This window comes from Spirillospora sp. NPDC029432 (assembly GCF_040703975.1).
Lineage (GTDB): Bacteria > Actinomycetota > Actinomycetes > Streptosporangiales > Streptosporangiaceae > Spirillospora.
The window spans coordinates 102,212-122,291 of record NZ_JBEZWH010000022.1 but is presented as its reverse complement, the minus strand read 5'-3'; the positions used below and the strand labels follow the sequence as shown (position 1 = coordinate 122,291).

The following is a 20,080-nucleotide window of genomic DNA, read 5'->3' as shown; positions in this document are numbered from 1 at the left end:
CGCGGGCGGCGGCCGCCTGCTCGGCGACGACCGCGGCGAGCTTGTCGGCGTCCAGGCCGGCGGCGTCGATCCGGGTGACCAGCTCGCGCGCGTCGGCGGGCTCGGCGTTCAGCGCGGCCAGGAGGGTCTCCTTGAGGCCGTCGATGTCGTACGGGTTGACCTGGTACGCGCGGCGCAGCTCGGCGGCGGCCCCGGCGAACTCGCTGAGCACCAGCGCGCCGCGCAGGTCGGCCCGGCACGCCACGTACTCCTTGGCGACCAGGTTCATCCCGTCCCGCAGCGGCGTCACGACCATGACGTCGGCGGCGAGGTAGAGCGCGGCGAGCTCGTCCCGGGTGTACGAGGTGTGCATGTAGTGGACCACCGGGAAGCCGATCTCGCCGTACTCCCCGTTGATCCGGCCGACCAGCTGCTCGATCTCGTCGCGCAGCAGCTGGTACTGCTCGACCCGCTCCCGGCTGGGCGTGGCGATCTGCACGAACGCCGCCTGGCCGGGCTTGAGGTGGCCGTCCTCGAACAGCTCGCCGAACGCCTCCAGCCGCTGCGTGATGCCCTTGGTGTAGTCGAGCCGGTCCACGCCGAGCAGGACGGTGGCGTCCCCCAGGTCGCCGCGGATCTCCTCGGCCCGCTCGCGCACCTGGGGCGACGCGATGAGGTCGTTCAGCTCGCCGACGTCCACCGAGATCGGGAACGAGCGCGCCCGGACGACCCGGTCCTCCCAGAAGACGTCCTGCTTGTTGTAGCGGGCGTCGAGGAGGCGCCGGCACAGCCGGACGAAGTTGTTGGCCGCGCCGGGGAGCTGGAAGCCGACCAGGTCGGCGCCCAGCAGGCCCTCCAGGATGCGGCGCCGCCACGGCAGCTGCCAGAACAGCTCCAGCGGCGGGAACGGGATGTGCAGGAAGAAGCCGATCCGCACGTCGGGGCGCAGCTTGCGCAGCATCGCCGGGACGAGCTGGAGCTGGTAGTCCTGCACCCACACGATCGCGCCCCCGGCGGCGACCCCGGCGGCGGCGCGGGCGAACCGCTCGTTGACCCGGACGTAGGCGTCCCACATCTCCCGGCTGTACACGGGGGGCGCGACGACGTCGTGGTAGAGCGGCCAGAGCGTGGCGTTGGAGAAGCCCTCGTAGTAGAGCTCGACGTCCTTGGAGGACTGCGGGACCGGGACGAGCTTCATGCCGTCGGTCTCGAACGGCTCCAGCACCTCGTCGGGGGCGCCGTGCCAGCCGACCCAGGTGCCCTCGCGGCGCCGCATGACCGGGGCGATCGCGCTCACGAGCCCGCCGGGGCTGCGCCGCCAGGCGGCCCCCTCCGCGCCGCCGTCCCCGTTGCCGTTGCCCGGCACCCGGTCGACCGGAAGCCGGTTGGCCACCACGACGAATTCACTACCTTGCGACACCAGCGACCAGCCTCCTGAACAGCGTTAGTGATCACATGCCCAGAAAAACCCGAGTTAGGCCATTGTGTCAGGTTGACGGGAACCGGATGCGGCCAGGTGGCGAAATCCCGGGACCGCCCTGGTCAGATCCGCGTGTCGGCGGATGTCAGGGCACGGCCGCCGTCATCCGCGCGGGACGACCAGCGCCCAGGACTTGAGCGAACCGTGCCCGTCCCACGGCAGACGGTCGGCGGGCATCGCCATCGCGGCGAAGACGGGGAGGACGTTGTGGGTCCAGGCGTCGAGCGCCTGGGCCACGGGGTGCCGCTCGTCGGCGGCGATCCCGACCGCCTGATCCCACGCGAAGGGCTCGCCCCAACTCGGATGGTTGACACCGATCGGCACCCGGATGCTCATTCCGCGGTGCTGGATCTCGGGCGTGTCCACCGCGACGCGCATTTTCTGGTCCGGGAGATGGACCATCGCGCCCTCCACGCGTGCCGCGAGGCCGTGCCCCTCGCTGAGCAGGCGTCCCAGGAAGGCCGCCACCTCCTGCGCGCTGATCTCCATGCGACCTCTTCCCTCACCGGCACGTTCCCGCGGGACGGCTCACGGTAGCGGGACGGCCCCGGACCGGTCGCATCATTTGCGCCCATACCGCCCGCTACCAGCGATCTTGCATTTCGGTCGTCCGATTCATGCGATACAAGGCGTCATTTACCGGCCGCTCAGGGATGGTAAATGCGACAAAGAGGAAGGATTGCCACTATTGCCGTGCGGCCCGCGCCAGCGCCCGATTCCACCCGGGGAAGGCACCGGGTTATGGCATGACCGGAAATGAATGCCCTGGTGGCGGCGCCGGCGGGGTCAGGTTCCGGACGCCGGGCAGGCCCGTACGGCATGGACGCGGACCGGCGCCACGCCCGGATGCAGGAAGCGATGCGCCGGCTCGTCCTCCGGGACGCCGGCCGCCAGCGCGCGGGCCGCGATCTGGCGGAGCGCGTTCCCCTTCGCCTCCTGGAGATCGGCGCCGGTCCCGTAGTAGGAGGCGCCCGTCGGGAGGTGCGTGATGAAGAACGAGGGCGGCTCGCGGGGATCGCGCGTGCAGAGCGTGTCGATCCGCCAGTCGGCCGGGCTCTCCGGCAAGGAGGCGCCGGTCCCCGCATCGGGATGCACGGTCACGCGTACCGCCAGATCCTCCCCTGCCCCGCCTTCCTTGTCCGCCTCCCCCTGCGCGCGCACGAGGTGGACGCCGTTGTCGGCTTTGAGCGACGCCCACACTCCGGGATCGTCGTCCGCTCCCCCGGTGATGGCGTATGTGTCCCGGCCCAGCGCGCCGACCGCACCGTCCAGGGGCCGCATCCGCCGACCAAGGCGTTCGGCGAAGTCCAGGTAGTAGGCGGCGACCGCGCGCCTGCCGTGCTCCTCGCCCTCGATGCTCAGGACGGCGTCGTGCGGGTCGTACCGGTCCCATCGGGCCAGCTCCGCCTCCAGCCGGGCCTCCAGGGCGCGGCATTCGGCGGCGAGCCGCTCCGCCTCGGCCGTCCAGGCGGGGTCTCCGGCGGCGAACTCGCGCGCCGCCGCCAGGTCCTCCCGCAGGCCGCGCAGCCGTACGGCGCGCCCGCGCAGCGGCTGCAGGGCCCGCAGGCCGCGGCGGAGGTACCGGGCGAGGAGGAAGTCGCGGAGTACGGCGCCTTCCGCCAGCCGCGCCTCCAGGCGCGCGCACTCGCCCTCCACGTCCAGCATGCGGCCATGAAAGCACGAAGCCCCCGTACGGAGCAGGCCCGTACGGGGGCTTCGCCAAGTGAGGGCCGAGGGGTCAGGCGTCGGCCTTCTCGCGCTCGCTCTCACCTCCGCGTCCGGCGGCGGAGCGGCTCCCGCCGGACAGGACGCCGTCCACGCTGAACCGGCCGGCGCCGGCCAGGGCCAGCACGAGGGCGCCGGCGCCGAGGACCAGCACCAGCTCGTAGCCGCCGTCGGCGGCGAACAGGCCCTTGTCGAGGTGGACGAACCAGAGGGCGCCGGCCATGTTCAGCGCGAGCAGCACCCCGGCGACCGGGGTGATCACGCCGATGATCAGCGCGAGGCCGCCGAGCAGTTCCACCCAGGTGGCGAACAGCGCCGACAGGCTCGGCGCCGGGATGCCCATGGCCTCGAAGGCCTTGGTCTGGCCGGCGTGGCCGTTGTCGGCGAACTTCTGCCAGCCGTGCGCGACGAAGACGACGCCGAGCGCCAGGCGGCCGATCAGCAGCCCGATGTCGGGCAGCACGGGGAGGCGGCGGGCGAGGTTCATATGCGTGGTCCTCCGGGAGCCGAGAGTTGCTTGAACGTTCAATTTCGGACGAGGCTACCAGAAGTAGTTCAAATTCGAACCAACTACAATGGACGCATGGACGAACCCGGGCCCCTCGATCCGCCCGATCCGCCCGACCCACTCGATTCCCACGAGATGCGCGCCTGGATCGCCTTCCTTGAGGCCTCCCACCTCGTCGAGCACGAGGTGCAGCGGCAGCTCAAGCGGGACGGCGGGCTCTCGCACGCCGACTTCGAGGTGCTGATCAACCTGCGGGTGGCGGCGGAGGGCCGGATGCGGATGTCCGACCTGGCGCGGAAGGTGATGATCTCCAAGAGCCGGCTGACGTACCAGATCACCCAGCTGGAACGGGCCGGGCTGGTGCGCCGCACCGCCTGCGCGACCGACCGGCGCGCGGTGTGGGCCGAGCTGACCGAGGCCGGCGCCGCGACGCTCGCCCGGGTGCGGCCGGGTCACCGCCGGGTGGTCCGCGACAACCTCATCGACGTGCTGACGCCCGGCGAGCTGCGGACGCTGGGCGAGACCCTCGGGCGGGTCGCCGACCGCCTCCGCGGCCGGTAGGGCGGCGGGGAGCGGCATGCGCGACTTCGGCGGCCTGGTACGGCGGACACCGGAAGAGGTCGTGCGCCCCGCCACCGACCGGGAGGCCGCCGCGGCGGCGCGGCGCGGCGCGGTCCCCCGCGGCCGCGGCCACTCCACCGGCGGCCAGTCCCTCACCGGCGGCGTCTCGCTCGACACGGGCGGGCTCGCCGGCGTCCACGCGATCGGCGCCGACCGGGTCTCGGTCGGCGCGGGCGCCACCTGGCGGGACGTCCTGGCGGCCACGCTGCCGCACGGCCTCATGCCGCCCGTCCTCACCGACCTCCTCGACCTCACCGTCGGCGGCACGCTGTCGGCGGGCGGCGTCGGCGGCACCTCGCACGTCCACGGCACCCAGGCCTGCAACACGCTCGACCTCGACGTCGCCACCCGCGACGGGGAGATCGTCCGCTGCTCCCCCGCCGTGAACCGGCCGCTGTTCGACGCCGTACGGGCCGGCATGGGACGGCACGGCGTCATCACCAGGGCCACGCTCCGGCTCGTACCGGCGCCGCGGCACGTCCTGTCCTGCAAGGCCGCCTGCCGGTCCGCCGCCGAGCTCCTCCGGCTCCAGGCGGGCGTCCGCGCCGACCACCTCTCCGGCCAGGCCAGGCCGGCGGAGGCGGGCTGGCGGTACGAGTTCAGGGCCGTGCTGTACGAGGGCGAGGCCCCGCCGCCCGGCCTGCCCGCCGGCGCCGAGGTCGAGGTCGAGCGGCTGCCGTTCGCGGAGTTCGCCGACCGGATGCGCCCGGACGTCGAGGAGCTGATCGTCCTGGGCGAGTGGGACCGCCCCCACCCCTGGGCGATGGCGTTCCTGCCGGGCGCGCGGGCCGCCGCGTTCGTCGAGCGGACGCTGGCCGCCATGGGCCCGGCGGATCTGGGCCTCAGCGGCCTCGTCCTGATCAAGGCGCTGAAGGTGACCGGCACGCCCGGCCTGCGCGCCCCCGCCGCGCCCGTCCTGCTCGGGCTGCTGCGCACGGCCTCCCTCGGCTACGCGCCGCCCGAGGACATGGTCACCGCCAACGAGCGCTTCACCGCCGAGGCCGCGGCCGCCGGGGGCGTCCCCTACCCCGCCGTGCCGTACCCGGGCGCCCCCTGACCCCGGCGGTCAGCCGGCGAGCGGGAAGGCGTTCTGGAAGGAGATGCGGTCGTCGGCGCCCGCGGCGATCCGGCCGCACACGTCGTCCAGGGCCAGGAACGCCTGCCAGGGCGCCTCGCCGGAGGCCACCGCGAGCCGGTCCACGACGAGCTGCTCCAGCTCCCGGACGCGCTTGGCCTTCCAGACCTTGTCGGCCAGGCTGACCAGCAGGTCGTCGATGCCGATGCCGTCGTCGTTCCAGGACGAGTGGGTCCGGGCGAAGCGGGCGAGCCGCTCCTCGACCCCGTAGGACAGCAGCAGCCCGTACCCGGCCTCCTCGTGCGCCGCGCCGGGGCCGGACAGCTCCTCGGGGTGCAGTGCCTTGCCGATGTCGTGGGTGGCCGCGCCGAACGCCACGGCGAGCGGGTCGGCGCCCGCCCCCGGGTAGCGGGAGCCGATCCAGTCGGCCAGCTCGCAGGCGACGTCGTGCACGGCGCGCAGGTGCGCGGCCAGCCGCGGCGGCGCCTGGACGGCCTCCAGCAGCACGGCGGCGGGGCCGGGCAGCGCGCGCGGTCCCGGCTCCTCCAGCGCCCGCCGCAGGTGCGGGGACATCCCGGCGGCCATGTCAGGGCCGCCGGTCCAGGTCGCCCCGGGCGCTTCCCGCCTTCATCGGCGTCCTCCTCGTCGGCTGTCGCGGCGTTCCACAATGCCACGGATCGGACGCTCCCGGCTGTGTCGTACGACGCGATCGCGGCAGATCCGTGTAAAGCCCGTGCAACGGGTAGGGGTCCTCGTGCAAGCGATGGACCAAGGAGGAGACCAACATGGGACGCATCGCCGCCGCACTCCAGTCAGTGATCGGGACGATCGTCAGTGTCATCACCCTGCCGTTCCGGGTGCTCTCGCAGCTGATCGGCGGGGGCCGCGGCCGCCCGGCCGCGCGCCGCACCTCGCGGCCGCGCCGCCGCACGGTGGCCTGACGTCCGTCGCCCGGCCCCGGCCCCCGCCGTTCGTTCGGCGGGGGCCGGCCCATGTCCGGTGACGGCGGCCCGCGTCAGGAGCCCAGGCGGGTCAGGAGCCCAGGTAGCGGAGGACCGCCAGCACCCGGCGGCTGTAGCCGGTGGTGTGGGACAGGTCGAGCTTGTCGAAGATCGCGTTGACGTGCTTCTCCACCGCGCTCTGCGAGATGTGCAGCTGGTCGGCCACGGCCGCGTTCGTGCGGCCCTCGGCCATGTGGCCGAGGACGTCCCGCTCGCGCGGCGTCAGCCGGCTCAGCGGGTCGGCGTGCGAGCTGCGCACCAGCAGCTGCCGCACCACCTCTGGATCGAACGCCGCGCCGCCGGCGCCGATCCGCTCCAGGGCGTCCAGGAACTCGTCCACCTGGGCCACCCGGTCCTTCAGCAGGTAGCCCACCCCGGTCGTGTCCGCGGTGATCAGCTCGGTGGCGTAGCGCTTCTCCACGTACTGCGACAGCACCAGCACCCCCACGCCGGGATGACCGCGGCGGATCTCCAGCGCGGCCCGCAGGCCCTCGTCGGTGTGCGTCGGCGGCATCCGCACGTCCACGATCACGACGTCGGGCGGCTCCGGCGCGGCCGCGACCGCCGCCAGCAGCGCGGCGGCGTCGCCGACCGCCGCGACGATCTCGTGGCCCTCCTCCGCGAGCAGGCGGACGAGCCCCTCGCGCAGCAGCGTGGAGTCCTCGGCGAGGATCAGGCGCACGGCAGCTCCGCCGCCACCACGGTCGGGCCGCCGGGCGGGCTGTCCACCCGGAAGGCGCCGTCCAGCGCCGCGACCCGCCGGGCCAGCCCGGCCAGCCCGCCGCCCGCCGGGTCGGCCCCGCCGCCGCCGTCGTCCTCGATCCGCACGCCGATCATCCTGCCGCCCGTCCCCTCGTCCTCGCTCACCCGCACCGCCACCCGCGTCGCCCCGGAGTGCTTGGCCGCGTTCGTGACGGCCTCGCAGACCACGAAGTACGCGGCGGTCTCCACCGCGTGCGGGGCCCGGCCGCCCGGCTCGTACTCGATCGCGACCGGCAGCGCGGAGCGCTCCGCCACCGTCTCCAGCGCCGCCCGCAGGCCCTCGCCGTCCAGGGCCGCCGGGTAGACCCGCCACGCCACCTCGCGCAGGTCCGCCAGCGCCCGCTGCGACTCCTCGTGCGCCTGGCGCAGCAGCTCGCGGGCGCGCTCCTCGTCGCCCGCCCGCCGGGCCCGCCCGATCAGCATGCCGAGCGCCACCAGCCGCTGCTGGACGCCGTCGTGCAGGTCGCGCTCGATGCGGCGGCGCTCGTCGTCCACGGCGTCCACGACCTCGGCCCGCGACACCGACAGCTCCGCGATCCGCCGCTCGTACGCGGCCAGCGGGCTCGGCCCCAGGCAGCGGCGGGCGATCTTCCGTTCCAGCGCCACCACCCCCGCCAGCCCCTGCACGGCGACGAACAGCAGGACGGCTCCGGCGATGCCCGTGTACGCCACGATCCACGGCTCGGGCGGGATGCCGTCCAGGTAGTCGCCGGTGATCCACCAGCTGACCGCCAGCCCGGCCGTCATCACCGCGCCGTACGCGATCAGGAACAGGACGGCGCCGCCGAGCAGCCCGATCGGCGCCCGCAGCGCCAGGTACGCCAGTGCCCGCCCCGGCCCGAACTCGGCGGCCTCGCGGTACCCGAAGAACACCGCGAGCCTGCGGCGCTCCAGCCGCGCCGCCGCCATCGCCGCCGTCGCCGCCACGCCCGGCACCTTACGGCGGCCCCCGGGGGACGCGAACGCGTACGCCATGAACGGCGCGGCCGCGGCCAGCAGGACGAGCCCGGCCCCGGCCGACGCGGCGCCCAGCAGCAGCCCGGCCGGCGCCTTCAGCAGGCGCCGGGACGCGCCGCCCCGGCCGTCACCAGGTCCCGTCACCCTGCCATTCCCGCCCGCCGTGCCCGCTCGGAGGCGCCGCGTGCCGGCCCTGCGGCGCGGGGGCCCGGCCGTACTGGGCCTGCTGCCCGTAGCCGTTCTGAGGGCCGCCCTGCGGGCCGTTGTGGCCGGGCCCCGGCGGCATGCCCTGGTCGGGCCGGATCACCGGGAAGCCGTCCACGCGGGTCTCCACGGCGGCCTGGTCGCCGCCGCCCGGGCCACCCGGGCCGCCCGAGCCGTCCGACCCGTTGCGGCGCGACTTCACCACGCGCATGACGATGAACACCACGACCGCCAGCGCGACCAGGGCGACGATCGCCTTGGAGTAGACGCCGACGTACTCCTCGACCTTGTGCCACTGGTCGCCGAGGCCGTACCCGGCCATCACGAAGATCGTGTTCCAGATGGCGCTGCCCAGCGTGGTGTACAGCAGGAAGAGCGTGACCGGCATCCGCTCGACGCCCGCGGGCACCGAGATCAGGCTCCGGAAGATCGGGATCATCCGGCCGAAGAAGACCGCCTTGCCGCCGTGCTTCTGGAACCAGGCCTCGGTACGGTCCAGGTCCTCCAGCTTGACCAGCGGCAGCTTGGCCGCCAGCGCGCGGACCCGGTCGCGGCCGATCACGGCGCCGATCCAGTACAGCGCGAGCGCGCCGACCACCGAGCCGACCGTCGTCCAGATCAGCGCGGCGATGAGGTTCATGTCGCCCTGCGAGGCGGTGAATCCGGCCAGCGGCAGGATGATCTCGCTGGGAAGGGGCGGGAAGAGGTTCTCCAGGGCGATGGCCAGCCCCGCGCCGGGAGCCCCGAGCTTCTCCATCAGATCGGTGGCCCAGCCCGCGATCCCTCCGACCGGTTCACCGCCGTTGGCCGCGGCGGCGACCGCCATCTGTGTCGTAGTGAGCATGGATAGCAAACTATGAGATGGCGGGACCGCTCACCACGAAGGCCACCGCCGATGTGACCGGGCGCACACCCCACCCGTCACCCTGCGGAAAACCGCACCCCCGCCGCACCGGCGATTCAGGCGTGCGCCGGGCGCGCGCGGTCGCGTGTCGTCAGGTACGTGCCGCGCTCGTTCTCGTCCGCGAACTCCAGGACGGTGACCGTCCGGGGCCCGCCGCCCGCGCCGGCGGGGACGATCAGAAGATACGGGACGCCGCCGCGCTCCGCGAGGTAGGTGATGCGCTCGCCGTCGTGCTCGTACGACCGGGCGCCCGGGAAGCGGGCCAGGACCTGGTGGTCGTGCGGGAAGGTCTGCTCGCGCATGAGGGCCCTCTGGTCTGTCGGGTGCGCCGTGCCGGTTGCCCTCATTCCCTCATGCCCGTGTGACGGACCCGTGTCACCGTGGTGACGCGCCGCCGAACGCGGGGTCATCGCGGCGGGCGAGCGGGTTCGCGGCCGGCGGGGCCTGCGGGGCGGCGGCCTCACCGGCGGAGACGGGGAGCCACAGGACGAACGTGCTGCCGACGTCCGGGGTGGAGAACAGCCGCACGTGGCCGCCGTGGGCCTCCACGATGTGCCGGACGATCGCCAGGCCGAGGCCGGTGCGGCGCTCGCGCGAGCGTCTGGTCTCGCCGCCGCGCCAGAACCGGTCGAACACCCGGGCCTGCTCCTCCTCGCCGATGCCGGGCCCGGCGTCCTTCACCGCGATCCACTGCCAGCCGTCGAGGCGGTCGGCGGCGACGGTGATCCGGGAGCCGGCGGGCGCGAGCCGCACCGCGTTGGACAGCAGGTTGCCCACGGCGCGGCGCAGCGCGTCGTGATCCCCGATGATCACCAGGCCGCGGCGCAGCTCGCGGTCTATCGCGATGCGCCGGGCGGCGGCCAGCGAGTCGAACTCCTCGGCCGCCTCGCGGGCGACCACGGCCAGGTCGACGTCGGTGTCGTCGAACGCGGGCGCCGAGCGGCGGGCGGTGGCCAGCAGGTCCTCGACCAGGCGGGTCATCCGGGTGGTGGCGCGGTCCACCACCTGGACGCCGCGGCGGCGGTCGGCGTCGTCGGCGTCCGGCGCGGTGAGCACGGTGTCCAGATTGGCCCGGATGATCGCCAGGGGGCTGCGCAGCTCGTGCGAGGCGTCGTCGATCAGCTGCCGCTGCGCCCGGAACGCGGTGTCGAGCCGGTCCAGCATCGAGTCGATGGTGTCGGCGAGGTCGCGCAGCTCGTCCTTGGGGCCGGTCAGCCGGATCCGCCGGGACAGGTCGGTGGCCTGGATCTCGGCGGCGGTACGGGCGATCGACCGGACCGGTTTGAGCGCCCGCCCCGACAGCACCCAGCCGATGCCGAGGCTGGCCGCGAACAGCCCGGCCAGCATGATCAGCGAGTAGTTCTGCAGCGCCTGCTGGGTCTCGTAGTTGACCGCCTGCTCGACCTGCTGGACCTTGACGACGTCGACCTCGCCGAGCTTGGTCGTGGTGCCGTCCGGGAAGCGGTAGAGCTTGTCGGCCTTGGCGGTCTCGGTGATCGGCTGGGCGTCGGTGCTGGCCGCCACCCCGGCGTAGATCCCGCCCAGCACCAGCGCGGTGAGCACGAACAGCAGCGTCGAGTACATCACCGTGAGCCGGAACCGGATCGAGTGCACGAACCCCGGCAGCCTGCGCGTCATGTCAGTCGCTCATCTCTGGCGTCCTGGCGCCGTCCGCGCCGGTGTCGGCCCCGTCGCCGCCGTCGCCGCCGTCCTCGCGCAGCCGGTAGCCCTGCCGCACGACGGTCTCGATGAGCTGCTCCTCGGGCTCGACGGTGAGCTTGCGGCGCAGCGTCCCGATGGTGACGCGCACGGTGTTGGTGAACGGGTCGGCGTGCTCGTCCCACACGTGTTCGAGGAGGTCCTCGGAGGAGACGACCTCGCCGGGCCGGCTCATCAGGTAGCGCAGCACCGCGAACTCCTTCGGCGTCAGCTGGAGCCGCCGCTCGCCGCGGAACGCCTCGTGCCGCCCGGTGTCCAGCCGCAGCTCCCCCACGTCCCAGACGGCGGAGGCGGCGGTCCCGGCGTCGCGGCGCAGCAGCGCGCGGACCCGCGCCAGCAGCTCGGGGAACGCGAACGGCTTGACCAGGTAGTCGTCGGCGCCCAGGTCCAGCCCGTGCACCCGGTCGGCGAGCCGGTCGCGCGCGGTCAGCATGAGGATCCGCAGGTACGGGCCGCTCTGCCCGTCCAGCTCGCCGCGCCGGATGGAGCGGCACAGGTCCATGCCGTCGCCGTCGGGCAGGTTCAGGTCGAGGATCATCAGGTCGTACGCGGCGGCGTAGAGCTTCTCCGACGCCTGCGCGATGTCGTAGGCGACGTCGACGGCGTAGTCGGCGCGGACGAGCCCGTACCGGAGCGCCTCGACGAGGTCCTCCTCGTCCTCCACCACCAGAACGCGCATGGACGCCCCCTTTCGGTCGGTTCGATCCTGTCAGCGAATGAGGCGGCGCGCCCCGTCCACGGCCCGGTCGACCGGGATCGCGAACCCGATGCCGATCGATCCGCCGCTGCCGCCGCCCCGGCTGAGCGTCGCGATCGCGGTGTTGACGCCGACCACCTCGCCGCGCGCGTTGACCAGCGGGCCGCCGGAGTTGCCGGGGTTGATGGACGCGTCGGTCTGCAGCGCCGTGCGGCGCTCGCCGTCGCCGAGCCGGACCTCGCGGTCCAGCGCGCTGACGATGCCGCCGGTGACCGTCCCGGCCAGGCCGAGCGGGGAGCCCAGCGCCATCACCGGGTCGCCGACCCGCACGTCCGCCGAGCGCCCGAAGACCAGCGGCGCCGGGCTGTCGCCCGGCGGGATCGCCAGCACCGCCAGGTCCTGCGCCGGGTCGGCGCCCAGCACGCGGGCGGCCACGCGGCGCCGGTCGGACAGGATCACCTCGACCTCGCCGGCGCCCTCCACCACGTGCGCGTTCGTCAGGACGTGCCCGGCGCGGTCGAAGACGAAGCCCGAGCCGCCGTTGCGGCCGCTGCCGGACCGCACCTCCACCGACACCACGCTCGGCTGCACGCGCGCCGCGACGTCGCTGAGGTCGCCGGGCCCGCCGACCGGACCGGCGCCCGACTGCGCGATCGGCGCCGCGGTGCGGTCGCCGGCGAACCACCCGGCGCCCGCGCCGGCGGCGCCGCCCGCCAGCGCCGCCACCAGCACCGCCGCGACCAGCACCCGCGGCCCCTTCGCGCCTCCGGCCCCCGCCGCCCGCCCGGCCTTCCGGAGCGCCGCCGGTGCCGTCCACGGGGCAGAGGGCACGAGCGGCGCGAGGAACGGGTCGGTGTCCCCGGAACGGGGCGTCCACGGATCGGGCGGCGGGGACGGCGCGAAGTCGGGGCCGCGCGGCTCCCCCAGCCCGAACATCGGGTCGGCGCCGTGATCGTTCATCTGACTCCTTCACGTCCTTCCGGGCCGCTCACGGCAGCCGCGAGAACCACAGCAGCGAGGCCCCGGCCGTCACGCAGGCCAGCAGCAGCCCGGCCGCGATGAACCACGTCCAGACCTCGCGGCGCTCCGTCCGGTAGCCGACGCTGCTGCCGATGTCCTGGTAGACCTGCCGCAGCTCGCCGCCGGTGGCGGCCTCGTAGAAGCGGCCGCCGGTCTCGCGCGCGAGGCGTTCCAGGGCGGGTCCGTCGACGGGGACGGGGACCGCCCTGCCGTTCTGGTAGAAGACGCCCTCGGCCGTGCCGTACGCGATCGTCGAGACGGGGATGCGCGCCTGCCGCGCCCGCTCCGCCGCCACCTGCGGGGTGCGGCCGGCGGTGTTGGTGCCGTCCGACAGCAGCACGACCCGTCCGGGCGGGGCGGACTCGCCGTACTGCGCGCCGAACGCCGTGATCGCCTCCAGCGACGCGATGACGCCCTCGCCGATCGCGGTCCGCGGGCCCAGCGCCAGCCGGTCGATCCCGGCCCGCAGCGCGCGCCGGTCGGTGGTCGGCGGGACCGCGACCGTCGCCGCCCCGGAGAACGACACCAGCCCGACGTTGAACCGCGCCGGCAGGTCGTCGAGGAACGCCCCGGCCGCCCGCTTGGCCGCCTCCAGCCGGTTCGGCTGCACGTCCGCCGCCTCCATCGACTGGGAGACGTCCACCGCGACCATGATCGTCGCCTGCTCGCGCGGCACCCGCACCTCGGTGGCCGGCCGCGCGAAGCCGGTGACGAACAGGCCCAGCATCAGCAGGAACGCCGCCGCCGGCAGGTGCCGCCGCCAGCCCGGCGTCACCGGCGCCACCTTCTCCAGCAGGGCCAGGTTCGTGAACCGCACCGCGTACCGGCCGCGCCGCACCTGCACGGCCACGTACGCGGCCAGGAGGAGCAGCAGCGCGATCAGGAGGAGCAGGCGGCCCGGCGCCAGGAAGTTCACCCCGCACCTCCCCGAAGCGGCGCGGCGGCCGGGGCGGGGGCCGCGGCCGCGGCGGCCGTGCGGCGCTGGGCCAGCACGTGCTCGACGATGTCGCGGATCCAGTCGCGGTCGGTCCGCAGCCGCAGATGGGCCGCCCCCGCCCGGCGCAGCGCCGCGCCGATGAGCGACCGCTGCTCGGCCGCGGCCAGGGCGTACCGCTCGCGCAGGCGCGGGTTCGCGGTGGAGATGTCGCGGCGGCGGCCCGTCTCGGGATCGACCACCGGCAGCAGCCCCACGTCCGGCAGGGTCAGCTCGCGCGGATCGACGACCTCGACGGCCAGCAGCTGGTGGCGGTGCGCCAGCAGCTTCAGCGACCGCTCCCACGACTCCACCGGCTCCAGGAAGTCCGAGACGACCACGGCGAGCCCGTGCCGCGCCGAGGTCGTCCGCAGCATGAGCTCCGCCCCCGGGCCCAGCCGCGGCCGCTCCGCGCCGCCGGGCTCGCCGCGCGGCACCTCCAGGAGCGCGCGCAGCAGCCGCAGCACGTGCGGGCGTCCCGACCGCGCCGGTACGTTCCGGAGCCCGCCGCCGTGCAGGATGTGCGCGCCGACGCGGTTCCCGGTGCGTTCGGTGAGGAACGCGACCGCGCCGACCGCGAACACGGCCAGGTCGCGCTTCTCCACGCTTCCCGTACCGAAGTCCATGCTCGGCGTCGCGTCGACCAGCGCCCACGTCTCCAGCTCACGGTCGGCGATCCGGTCGCGGACGTGGGGCACCGGCATACGGGCCGTGAGGTTCCAGTCCATGGCCCGCACGTCGTCGCCCGGCAGGTACTCGCGCCCCTCGGCGGACTCGGTGCCCGGGCCGGGCAGCAGCCCGAGGTGGTCGCCCTGGAGGAGGCCGTCCAGCCGCCGCACGATCAGCAGTTCCAGTGCCGTGGGGGGGGACGACCCCCCTCGCCCCCCGAACCCGGGGAGGGCGCCCTGCGCTCGTTCCTCGCTCCGGGCACCCGCCCCGGGGCAGGGGGCTCCGCCCCCCGCGCCCCCCGCTGGGGACTTCGTCCCCTCGACCCCCTCTTGGGGCTTCGCCCCTCGCCCCCATACCTTGCTTCGCTCTGTCATGCCGCCTCGCCCTTGGCCAGGTCTTCGCGGTCGTCGTCCTCGTGGGGGGCGATCCGGGGGGCGGGCACCGCCGACACCACCCGCGCGACGATCGTCCGGGCGTCGACGCCGTCGGCGAGCGCGTCGAACGACAGCACCAGCCGGTGCGCCATCACGTCCTGCGCCAGATCGCGCACGTCCGGCGGCAGGACGTAGTCGCGGCCGCGCAGCAGCGCCAGCGCCCGCGCCGCCGCGACCAGCCCGAGCGTGGCGCGCGGCCCCGCCCCGTACGCGATCAGCCGCTCGGCGCCGTCCGCCCCGTACGCGACCGGGTCGCGGGTCGCCGCCACCAGCCGTACCGCGTACCGGGCGACCTCGTCGTGCACGAACACCCGCTCCGCCGCGCGCCGCAGCCCCGTCACCAGCTCGGTGTCCAGGACGGGGGACGGCGCCGGCGGGTTCACGCTCATCCGGTAGAGCATCGCCAGCTCCTGCTCCTCCGTCGGGTAACCGACGTCGATCTTCAGCAGGAACCGGTCGCGCTGCGCCTCCGGCAGCCGGTACACGCCCTCGGACTCGATCGGGTTCTGCGTGGCCAGCACCAGGAACGGCGCAGGCACCGGGAACGTGCGCCCGCCGATGCTCACCTGCCGCTCGGCCATCACCTCCAGCAGCGCCGACTGCACCTTCGCCGGCGCCCGGTTGATCTCGTCGGCCAGCACGACGTTCGCCATCACCGGGCCGGGCTCGATGTCGAAGCTCTCGGTCGAGGGCCGGTAGATGCGGGTGCCCATGATGTCCGCCGGCACCAGGTCGGGGGTGAACTGCAGCCGCGCGAACGTGCCGCCGGCGACCGTCGCCAGCGTCTGCGCCGCGAGCGTCTTGGCGACGCCCGGCACGCCCTCCAGCAGGCAGTGGCCGCCCGCCAGGACCGCGACCAGCATGCGCTCGATCATGCGGTCCTGGCCGACGATGATCCTCTTCATCTCGAAGAGGGCCCGCTCGGCGAGCGCGCTCTCGGCGACCTCCGGCCGGTTCATCGGCCGTCGGCCGCCTGCGCCGGCTCGGGGGTGGCGGTCCGCTCCGGGCAGTCCTTGCCGGGGTCGTGCGCCGTCCAGCCCGCCTCGGCCCCGGTCTGCGGGGCGTCGCGGTGGCCGCTGACGATCTGCAGCTCGACCCGGCCGCCGTCGCCCGGGTCGGCGAACGCGACCGCGCCGCCCGTCCCGATCGCCGCCGCACCGGCCACCCCCGCCACCGCGATGGCGATCCTGGTACGCGTCCTGAGAGCCATGCCCGTTTCCTTCCGTCTTCGGAACGACAGGCACGATCACAGCAAGCGGGAGCGAAAGCGGACTTAAGGACCGCCGGGCGGCCCCGTCACGACCGGGGTATCCGCACGGCCCGCGTCCGGCCGTCCCGGCCGACGAGGCGGCCGGAATCCGTCAGCAGGCACGGCCGGATCGCCGTGAACGCGTCGTCGCCTCCGGCGGCGGCGACCACCAGGTGCAGCCCGATCTCCCGTGCGTGCGGCAGCAGCGCGGCCAGCGGCTCCAGCGGGTCGCCCTCCGGCGCGGCGACCCGGTCGCGGTCGGCCACGACCACGAACAGCTCCGCGCCCGTCCACGCCTTTTCACCGGACGCGGCCAGCCGCCGGTCCATCGACGCGCGGATGTCGTTCACCAGCGACGCAGCGCCGAGCGCGGTCGCGGCGTACCCGATCCGGTGCGCGGTACCGGCCGCGTCCACCAGCGAACGGCCGTAGTCGATGAAGACGATCCTGGCCCGGTCGGGCGCGTAGCGCTCGGTGATGCCCTCCGTGATCCGGCGCAGCACCGCGGTCCTGCCGGGCCCGGCGCTCCCCCTGACGAGCAGGTGCGGGTCCTCGGCGAAGTCCGCGTACACCGGCCGGCCGGTGCTCCCGAGCGGGATCGCCATCGGGGACGCGGGCTCCCTCCACAGCTCCTCGACGTCCGCCGTCGCGACGCGGAAGTGCGCGCCGTCGCCCGCCAGCCCGCGGCCGGGGCGCCCGGCCGGGACGTCCCGCGCCCGCTCCGCGTCGACGCCGGACCCGTCCGGGTCGGGGAGCCGCAGCTCGACGCGGGAGCCGAACAGCTTCCGGACGTCCTCCCCGAAGTCGTCCCAGCAGGCGGCCGACGCGACGACGTGGACGCCGTACGGGAGGCCGCGTGCCGCCAGGTCGGTCACCGTCCGCGCGACGGGTTCGAAGTCGCGGGACAGCGCCCGCCACCCGTCGACGACCAGGAACACGTCCGGCCCGCGCGCACCGCCGTCCCCGCGCTCGCGGGCCTCCAGAACGGACCGGACCTCCTCGACCGTGCGCCGCGGCCGTTCGGGATCGAACCCGGTCGTCACACCGGCCACGTGCGGCAGCACGTCCAGGTCCGCGAGCGCGCCGCCGCCGAGGTCGACGCAGTGGAAGCGCACCTCGTCCGGGCCGCGGGTCAGGGCCAGCGAGGCGACCAGCGTCCTGATCGCGGTGGTCGTCCCGCTCCTGGGCCCGCCGACGACGGCCACATGCCCGCCTTCGCCGGAGAGGTCCAGCCAGTACGGATCGCGGCGATGCTGGAAGGGCCGGTCGACCAGCCCGAGAAGGGCCCGCAGGCCATCGCCGTCCGCGCCGCCGTCGTGGGCGTCGAGCAGCTCGTCCAGCGGGGGCGTCTCGTCCAGCGGCGGGGTCCAGATCCGGTACGGCTCCTCCGCACCCGGCCCGGACAGCTCCTCCACGAGCGTGCCGAGCAGATCGCCGGGGGCGGCGACGGCCCTGAACCACGTGGCGGGTCCCGCGCCGTGCCTGAGGAAGCCCTCGGCCGCGTCGCCGGCGGTGGCGGGGCCGTCCGGCGGCGGGCCGCCGAGCAGCGCCAGCGCGTCCGCCTCCGGCGCGGTCCGCAGGGCGATCCGGTAGCCCAGATGGCGGTGCACGCCGTGCAGCCGGGCCTCGTCGTACCGTTCGGTGCCCGCCAGCAGGTGGACGCCGAGGGCGGCGCCGGTCCGCCCGACCCGCGCGAGCAGCCCGCCGAGATCGGGCCTGTGCTCGACCGTCGCCGCGAGGTCCTCGACGACCACGAGCAGATCGGGAAGCGCGGCCAGGGACGCGTCCGTCTCGCGGGCCTTCGCGTAGTCCCGTACGGAGGGCAGGTCACCGGCCGCGCGCAGCGCCTCCCGGCGGCGCGCCAGCTCGCCCGACAGCGCCTCGCACACCCGGACGGCGTTCGCGTCGCCCACCGCGATCCGCGCCGTGACCTGCGGAAGCGCGTCCATCCCGGCGGTCGCCGACAGCCCGTCGTGCGCCAGCAGCAGGATGTTGAGCGCCTCGGGCGGCCGGGTCATCGCCAGCCCGAGGACGACCGCGCGCAGCAGTTCCGCGTTGCCCGCCCCGACGACCAGCCCGTGCTCCTCCAGAGCGATCTCGGCCGGCCGTCCCCGCTCGTCCACCCCGACCGGCACCGCCCGCCGCTCCACCGACCAGCCCGCCCGGCCCTCCCCACCCGGCGGCAGCAGCCGAAGCAGGGTCGCCTCCTCCCGCTCCCGGCCAACCTGCGGCACCGCAGCGGCCATGAGCTCCGCCGCCTGGTCACGGCCGTCCGCCGGCACCTCCGCGAGCAGCTCCTCCCGGGGCTCGGCGAGCAGTTCCTCGCGTGCCTCCACGAGCAACTCCTGCCCAGCTCCCGCCGGCGACTCTTCACGCGCCGATGCCAGCGGCTCTTCATGAGCCCCCGTCAGCAACTCCTCGCGGTCCCCCGCCAGCGACTCATCGCGCACCGACGCCAGCAGTTCCTCGCGAGCCCCCGCCAGCAACTCCTCACGCACCGAGCCCAGCAACTCTTCGCGAGCCCCCGCCAGCAACTCCTCACGCACCGAGCCCAGCGACTCCTCGCGGGCCCCCGCCCGCAAGTCCTCCCGGACCGACGCGAGCAGTTCCTCGCGAGCCCCCGCAAGCGACTCCCCACGCACCGACGCCAGCAGCTCCTCGCGGGCCCCGGCCAGCAGCTCCTCGCGAGCCCCCGCAAGCAGTTCCTCGCGAGCCCCCGCAAGCAGTTCCTCGCGGACCGAGGTCAGCAGCTCTTGGCGTGCCTCGGCGCGTAGCTCGTCGCGGAGTTTCGCCAGCAGTTCCTCGCGGACTTTCGCGATCATCTCCTGCACCGGGCCGGGAGTGACCACCGTGCTGTCGGCGTTCGGTGCGCTGCTCTGCAGGGCGTCGTTCAGCGTGGCGTCCGGGTCCAGGTCCGGCGGCAGCGGGAGCGTCATCTCGCGCGTCGTGCCCGACCGCGTTCCGGTCGCCGCGCGAGGCGTTCCGTGGCGGGCCGCGGCCGCCAGCCAGGGGCCGGTGCGGCCTTCCGGTACGCCGCACGCCCGCAGGAACGCCGCCAGTCCCGCCTCGTCCGGGAACCGCCGCCCGGTCAGCAGGTCCGAGATCGCCTGTCCCGGCAGCCCGCTGCCCGCCTCCAGCTCCCGCATCGACCGGCCGGCCCGATGCCGCAGCTCCAGCAGCAGCCCGCCCAGCCGCGCCGCGGTGGAGACCGACGCCAGCGCCGCCTCCAGATCATCGGTGCGCGGCCGCCCCGCCTCCTGGTTCACACACGCCCCTGTCCGAGAGCATCCGAATCCGCCCCAACAGCGTAGAGGTCGGGACGATCATGGACATCCATCTCCCGGGGACCCGGGGTTTCGGACATCCCTAACGACACCGCCGCCGCGAAGATTCTTTCGAGATCGACTTTTCCGTAAACAGCCTTTCTTGTAGCGTTCGCAGCGTTTTGTGAACGGAATTCATGATCCGCCCCGCCCGAAACAAGATCATGAAAGGAAGCCACGATGGCCACGGCGACAGGCTTGGCCGCCACCGCGCTCCTGTGCCTGCTCGTGCTGCTGGCCAAGGCACGGCGCAAAGGACAGGCCGCCGCCCCCGCGGCGGCGCCCGCCGCGGACGGTGCGGCCCGGCATCCCGAGTCGCTCACCGCGGTCCTCGATCCGGGTTCCGAGGAGTACCTCGCCTGGCTCGCCGACCACCTCTGGCCCGCGGACGAGTATCTTGACCTCGAACTGGAGTGGCGGAACGAGTACGCCTCCACCGAGCTTCCCGAGCCCTACGAGGAGCCCCTGTGCCCGCACTGCCGGCTCCGCCGCGAGGACGTGTGGCCCTGCCACCAGTGCGGCCGGCTCCTGCACCCCTCCTGCGGCCACGGCATGCGCCGGCGCCGTCTCACGCACCCGTACCGCACACAGGCACCCGATCCCGAGGCCGTCATCGCCGAATGGATCTGCACGGGCTGCCTGTCGATCGTGGGACTCGACGTCGACCATGGCGACGAGGCCGACGACGATCTCCGCCGTTGATCGTTCTCACAGCGGAAAAGTAAAGAATTCCCCATCCACTTGCATATTACGGTCACCCGTAGGCAAGCTGCACTGTGT

21 protein-coding genes and 1 pseudogene are annotated in these 20,080 nt (G+C 74.5%); 4 read left to right on the top strand and 18 right to left on the bottom strand.

Annotation, left to right across the window (positions count from 1 at the left end):
• The 4 genes from AB0881_RS19680 to AB0881_RS19665 all read right to left on the bottom strand — a co-directional run.
• A partial coding sequence (locus tag AB0881_RS19680) for a trehalose-6-phosphate synthase (RefSeq protein ID WP_366618455.1) occupies nucleotides 1-1,399 on the bottom strand: 1,399 nt, incomplete at its 3' end.
• Nucleotides 1,400-1,561: 162 nt separating this feature from the next.
• Nucleotides 1,562-1,948, bottom strand: a complete 387-nt coding sequence (locus tag AB0881_RS19675; RefSeq protein ID WP_366618454.1) for a DUF6348 family protein — start codon at nucleotides 1,946-1,948, stop codon at nucleotides 1,562-1,564.
• Nucleotides 1,949-2,245: 297 nt separating this feature from the next.
• Nucleotides 2,246-3,124 (bottom strand): PCRF domain-containing protein, encoded by an 879-nt coding sequence (locus AB0881_RS19670; RefSeq protein WP_366618453.1) that lies wholly within the window; start codon nucleotides 3,122-3,124, stop codon nucleotides 2,246-2,248.
• Between the two features lie 73 nt (nucleotides 3,125-3,197).
• Nucleotides 3,198-3,671 (bottom strand): DoxX family protein, encoded by a 474-nt coding sequence (locus tag AB0881_RS19665; RefSeq protein WP_366618451.1) that lies wholly within the window; start codon nucleotides 3,669-3,671, stop codon nucleotides 3,198-3,200.
• A 96-nt stretch (nucleotides 3,672-3,767) separates the two neighbouring features.
• Here AB0881_RS19665 and AB0881_RS19660 point away from each other — a divergent pair, with 96 nt between their 5' ends.
• Together AB0881_RS19660 and AB0881_RS19655 are read left to right on the top strand one after the other, a co-directional pair.
• A complete protein-coding gene (locus AB0881_RS19660) occupies nucleotides 3,768-4,253 on the top strand; it encodes a MarR family transcriptional regulator (protein ID WP_366618449.1) in 486 nt (161 codons plus the stop codon).
• A gap of 16 nt (nucleotides 4,254-4,269) precedes the next feature.
• Nucleotides 4,270-5,370, top strand: a complete 1,101-nt coding sequence (locus AB0881_RS19655; RefSeq protein ID WP_366618447.1) for an FAD-binding protein — start codon at nucleotides 4,270-4,272, stop codon at nucleotides 5,368-5,370.
• 9 nt (nucleotides 5,371-5,379) lie between these two features.
• On the opposite strand, the gene AB0881_RS19650 is transcribed toward AB0881_RS19655, so the two are convergent.
• Nucleotides 5,380-5,961 (bottom strand): HD domain-containing protein, encoded by a 582-nt coding sequence (locus tag AB0881_RS19650; RefSeq protein ID WP_366618446.1) that lies wholly within the window; start codon nucleotides 5,959-5,961, stop codon nucleotides 5,380-5,382.
• A gap of 212 nt (nucleotides 5,962-6,173) precedes the next feature.
• Here AB0881_RS19650 and AB0881_RS19645 point away from each other — a divergent pair, with 212 nt between their 5' ends.
• Nucleotides 6,174-6,329: an LPFR motif small protein gene (locus AB0881_RS19645; RefSeq protein WP_366618444.1), complete on the top strand. Its 156-nt coding sequence runs from the start codon at nucleotides 6,174-6,176 to the stop codon at nucleotides 6,327-6,329.
• Between the two features lie 91 nt (nucleotides 6,330-6,420).
• Here AB0881_RS19645 and AB0881_RS19640 read toward each other — a convergent pair whose 3' ends face one another.
• The 13 genes and pseudogenes from AB0881_RS19640 to AB0881_RS19580 all read right to left on the bottom strand — a co-directional run bounded on the left by AB0881_RS19640 (nucleotide 6,421) and on the right by AB0881_RS19580 (nucleotide 19,488).
• Complete coding sequence (locus AB0881_RS19640) at nucleotides 6,421-7,071, bottom strand: response regulator transcription factor (protein ID WP_366618442.1); 651 nt, start codon at nucleotides 7,069-7,071, stop codon at nucleotides 6,421-6,423.
• Nucleotides 7,062-8,252: a histidine kinase gene (locus AB0881_RS19635; protein WP_366618440.1), complete on the bottom strand. Its 1,191-nt coding sequence runs from the start codon at nucleotides 8,250-8,252 to the stop codon at nucleotides 7,062-7,064. The genes AB0881_RS19640 and AB0881_RS19635 overlap by 10 nt, the downstream gene beginning before the upstream one ends.
• The gene (locus AB0881_RS19630; protein WP_366618438.1) at nucleotides 8,236-9,156 is read right to left on the bottom strand and encodes a DedA family protein; all 921 of its coding nucleotides are present in this window, start codon (nucleotides 9,154-9,156) and stop codon (nucleotides 8,236-8,238) included. Before AB0881_RS19630 ends, AB0881_RS19635 begins: the two co-directional genes overlap by 17 nt.
• Before the next feature lie 116 nt (nucleotides 9,157-9,272).
• Entirely contained in the window at nucleotides 9,273-9,518 is a 246-nt protein-coding gene (locus AB0881_RS19625) for a hypothetical protein (RefSeq protein WP_366618435.1), read from the bottom strand.
• Nucleotides 9,519-9,591: 73 nt separating this feature from the next.
• Nucleotides 9,592-10,854: a HAMP domain-containing sensor histidine kinase gene (locus AB0881_RS19620; protein ID WP_366618432.1), complete on the bottom strand. Its 1,263-nt coding sequence runs from the start codon at nucleotides 10,852-10,854 to the stop codon at nucleotides 9,592-9,594.
• Between the two features lie 79 nt (nucleotides 10,855-10,933).
• Nucleotides 10,934-11,614, bottom strand: a pseudogene (locus tag AB0881_RS19615) (response regulator transcription factor); the annotation flags it as partial.
• Between the two features lie 30 nt (nucleotides 11,615-11,644).
• Nucleotides 11,645-12,592 (bottom strand): trypsin-like peptidase domain-containing protein, encoded by a 948-nt coding sequence (locus AB0881_RS19610; protein ID WP_366618430.1) that lies wholly within the window; start codon nucleotides 12,590-12,592, stop codon nucleotides 11,645-11,647.
• 28 nt (nucleotides 12,593-12,620) lie between these two features.
• Nucleotides 12,621-13,568 (bottom strand): VWA domain-containing protein, encoded by a 948-nt coding sequence (locus AB0881_RS19605; protein WP_366618428.1) that lies wholly within the window; start codon nucleotides 13,566-13,568, stop codon nucleotides 12,621-12,623.
• Entirely contained in the window at nucleotides 13,565-14,464 is a 900-nt protein-coding gene (locus AB0881_RS19600) for a DUF58 domain-containing protein (protein WP_366618426.1), read from the bottom strand. Before AB0881_RS19600 ends, AB0881_RS19605 begins: the two co-directional genes overlap by 4 nt.
• A 200-nt stretch (nucleotides 14,465-14,664) precedes the next feature.
• A complete protein-coding gene (locus AB0881_RS19595) occupies nucleotides 14,665-15,687 on the bottom strand; it encodes an AAA family ATPase (protein WP_366618424.1) in 1,023 nt (340 codons plus the stop codon).
• Entirely contained in the window at nucleotides 15,684-15,938 is a 255-nt protein-coding gene (locus tag AB0881_RS19590) for a hypothetical protein (RefSeq protein ID WP_366618422.1), read from the bottom strand. The genes AB0881_RS19595 and AB0881_RS19590 overlap by 4 nt, the downstream gene beginning before the upstream one ends.
• Before the next feature lie 86 nt (nucleotides 15,939-16,024).
• Complete coding sequence (locus AB0881_RS19585; RefSeq protein WP_366618420.1) at nucleotides 16,025-19,243, bottom strand: FtsK/SpoIIIE domain-containing protein; 3,219 nt, start codon at nucleotides 19,241-19,243, stop codon at nucleotides 16,025-16,027.
• Nucleotides 19,240-19,488 (bottom strand): hypothetical protein, encoded by a 249-nt coding sequence (locus tag AB0881_RS19580; RefSeq protein ID WP_366618418.1) that lies wholly within the window; start codon nucleotides 19,486-19,488, stop codon nucleotides 19,240-19,242. Before AB0881_RS19580 ends, AB0881_RS19585 begins: the two co-directional genes overlap by 4 nt.
• Here AB0881_RS19580 and AB0881_RS19575 point away from each other — a divergent pair.
• Nucleotides 19,481-20,002, top strand: a complete 522-nt coding sequence (locus tag AB0881_RS19575; RefSeq protein ID WP_366618416.1) for a hypothetical protein — start codon at nucleotides 19,481-19,483, stop codon at nucleotides 20,000-20,002. The two genes, AB0881_RS19580 and AB0881_RS19575, sit on opposite strands and share 8 nt — an antisense overlap.
• Nucleotides 20,003-20,080 lie beyond the last annotated feature (78 nt).

What these genes read in the sequence shown, in the direction of transcription:
- AB0881_RS19675 (WP_366618454.1), bottom strand. Translation starts at nt 1,948, where the DNA reads ATGGAGATCAGCGCGCAGGAGGTGGCGGCCTTCCTGGGACGCCTGCTC.
- AB0881_RS19670 (WP_366618453.1), bottom strand. Translation starts at nt 3,124, where the DNA reads ATGCTGGACGTGGAGGGCGAGTGCGCGCGCCTGGAGGCGCGGCTGGCG.
- AB0881_RS19665 (WP_366618451.1), bottom strand. Translation starts at nt 3,671, where the DNA reads ATGAACCTCGCCCGCCGCCTCCCCGTGCTGCCCGACATCGGGCTGCTG.
- AB0881_RS19660 (WP_366618449.1), top strand. Translation starts at nt 3,768, where the DNA reads ATGGACGAACCCGGGCCCCTCGATCCGCCCGATCCGCCCGACCCACTC.
- AB0881_RS19655 (WP_366618447.1), top strand. Translation starts at nt 4,270, where the DNA reads ATGCGCGACTTCGGCGGCCTGGTACGGCGGACACCGGAAGAGGTCGTG.
- AB0881_RS19650 (WP_366618446.1), bottom strand. Translation starts at nt 5,961, where the DNA reads ATGTCCCCGCACCTGCGGCGGGCGCTGGAGGAGCCGGGACCGCGCGCG.
- AB0881_RS19645 (WP_366618444.1), top strand. Translation starts at nt 6,174, where the DNA reads ATGGGACGCATCGCCGCCGCACTCCAGTCAGTGATCGGGACGATCGTC.
- AB0881_RS19630 (WP_366618438.1), bottom strand. Translation starts at nt 9,156, where the DNA reads ATGCTCACTACGACACAGATGGCGGTCGCCGCCGCGGCCAACGGCGGT.
- AB0881_RS19625 (WP_366618435.1), bottom strand. Translation starts at nt 9,518, where the DNA reads ATGCGCGAGCAGACCTTCCCGCACGACCACCAGGTCCTGGCCCGCTTC.
- AB0881_RS19620 (WP_366618432.1), bottom strand. Translation starts at nt 10,854, where the DNA reads ATGACGCGCAGGCTGCCGGGGTTCGTGCACTCGATCCGGTTCCGGCTC.
- AB0881_RS19610 (WP_366618430.1), bottom strand. Translation starts at nt 12,592, where the DNA reads ATGAACGATCACGGCGCCGACCCGATGTTCGGGCTGGGGGAGCCGCGC.
- AB0881_RS19595 (WP_366618424.1), bottom strand. Translation starts at nt 15,687, where the DNA reads ATGAACCGGCCGGAGGTCGCCGAGAGCGCGCTCGCCGAGCGGGCCCTC.
- AB0881_RS19590 (WP_366618422.1), bottom strand. Translation starts at nt 15,938, where the DNA reads ATGGCTCTCAGGACGCGTACCAGGATCGCCATCGCGGTGGCGGGGGTG.
- AB0881_RS19575 (WP_366618416.1), top strand. Translation starts at nt 19,481, where the DNA reads ATGGCCACGGCGACAGGCTTGGCCGCCACCGCGCTCCTGTGCCTGCTC.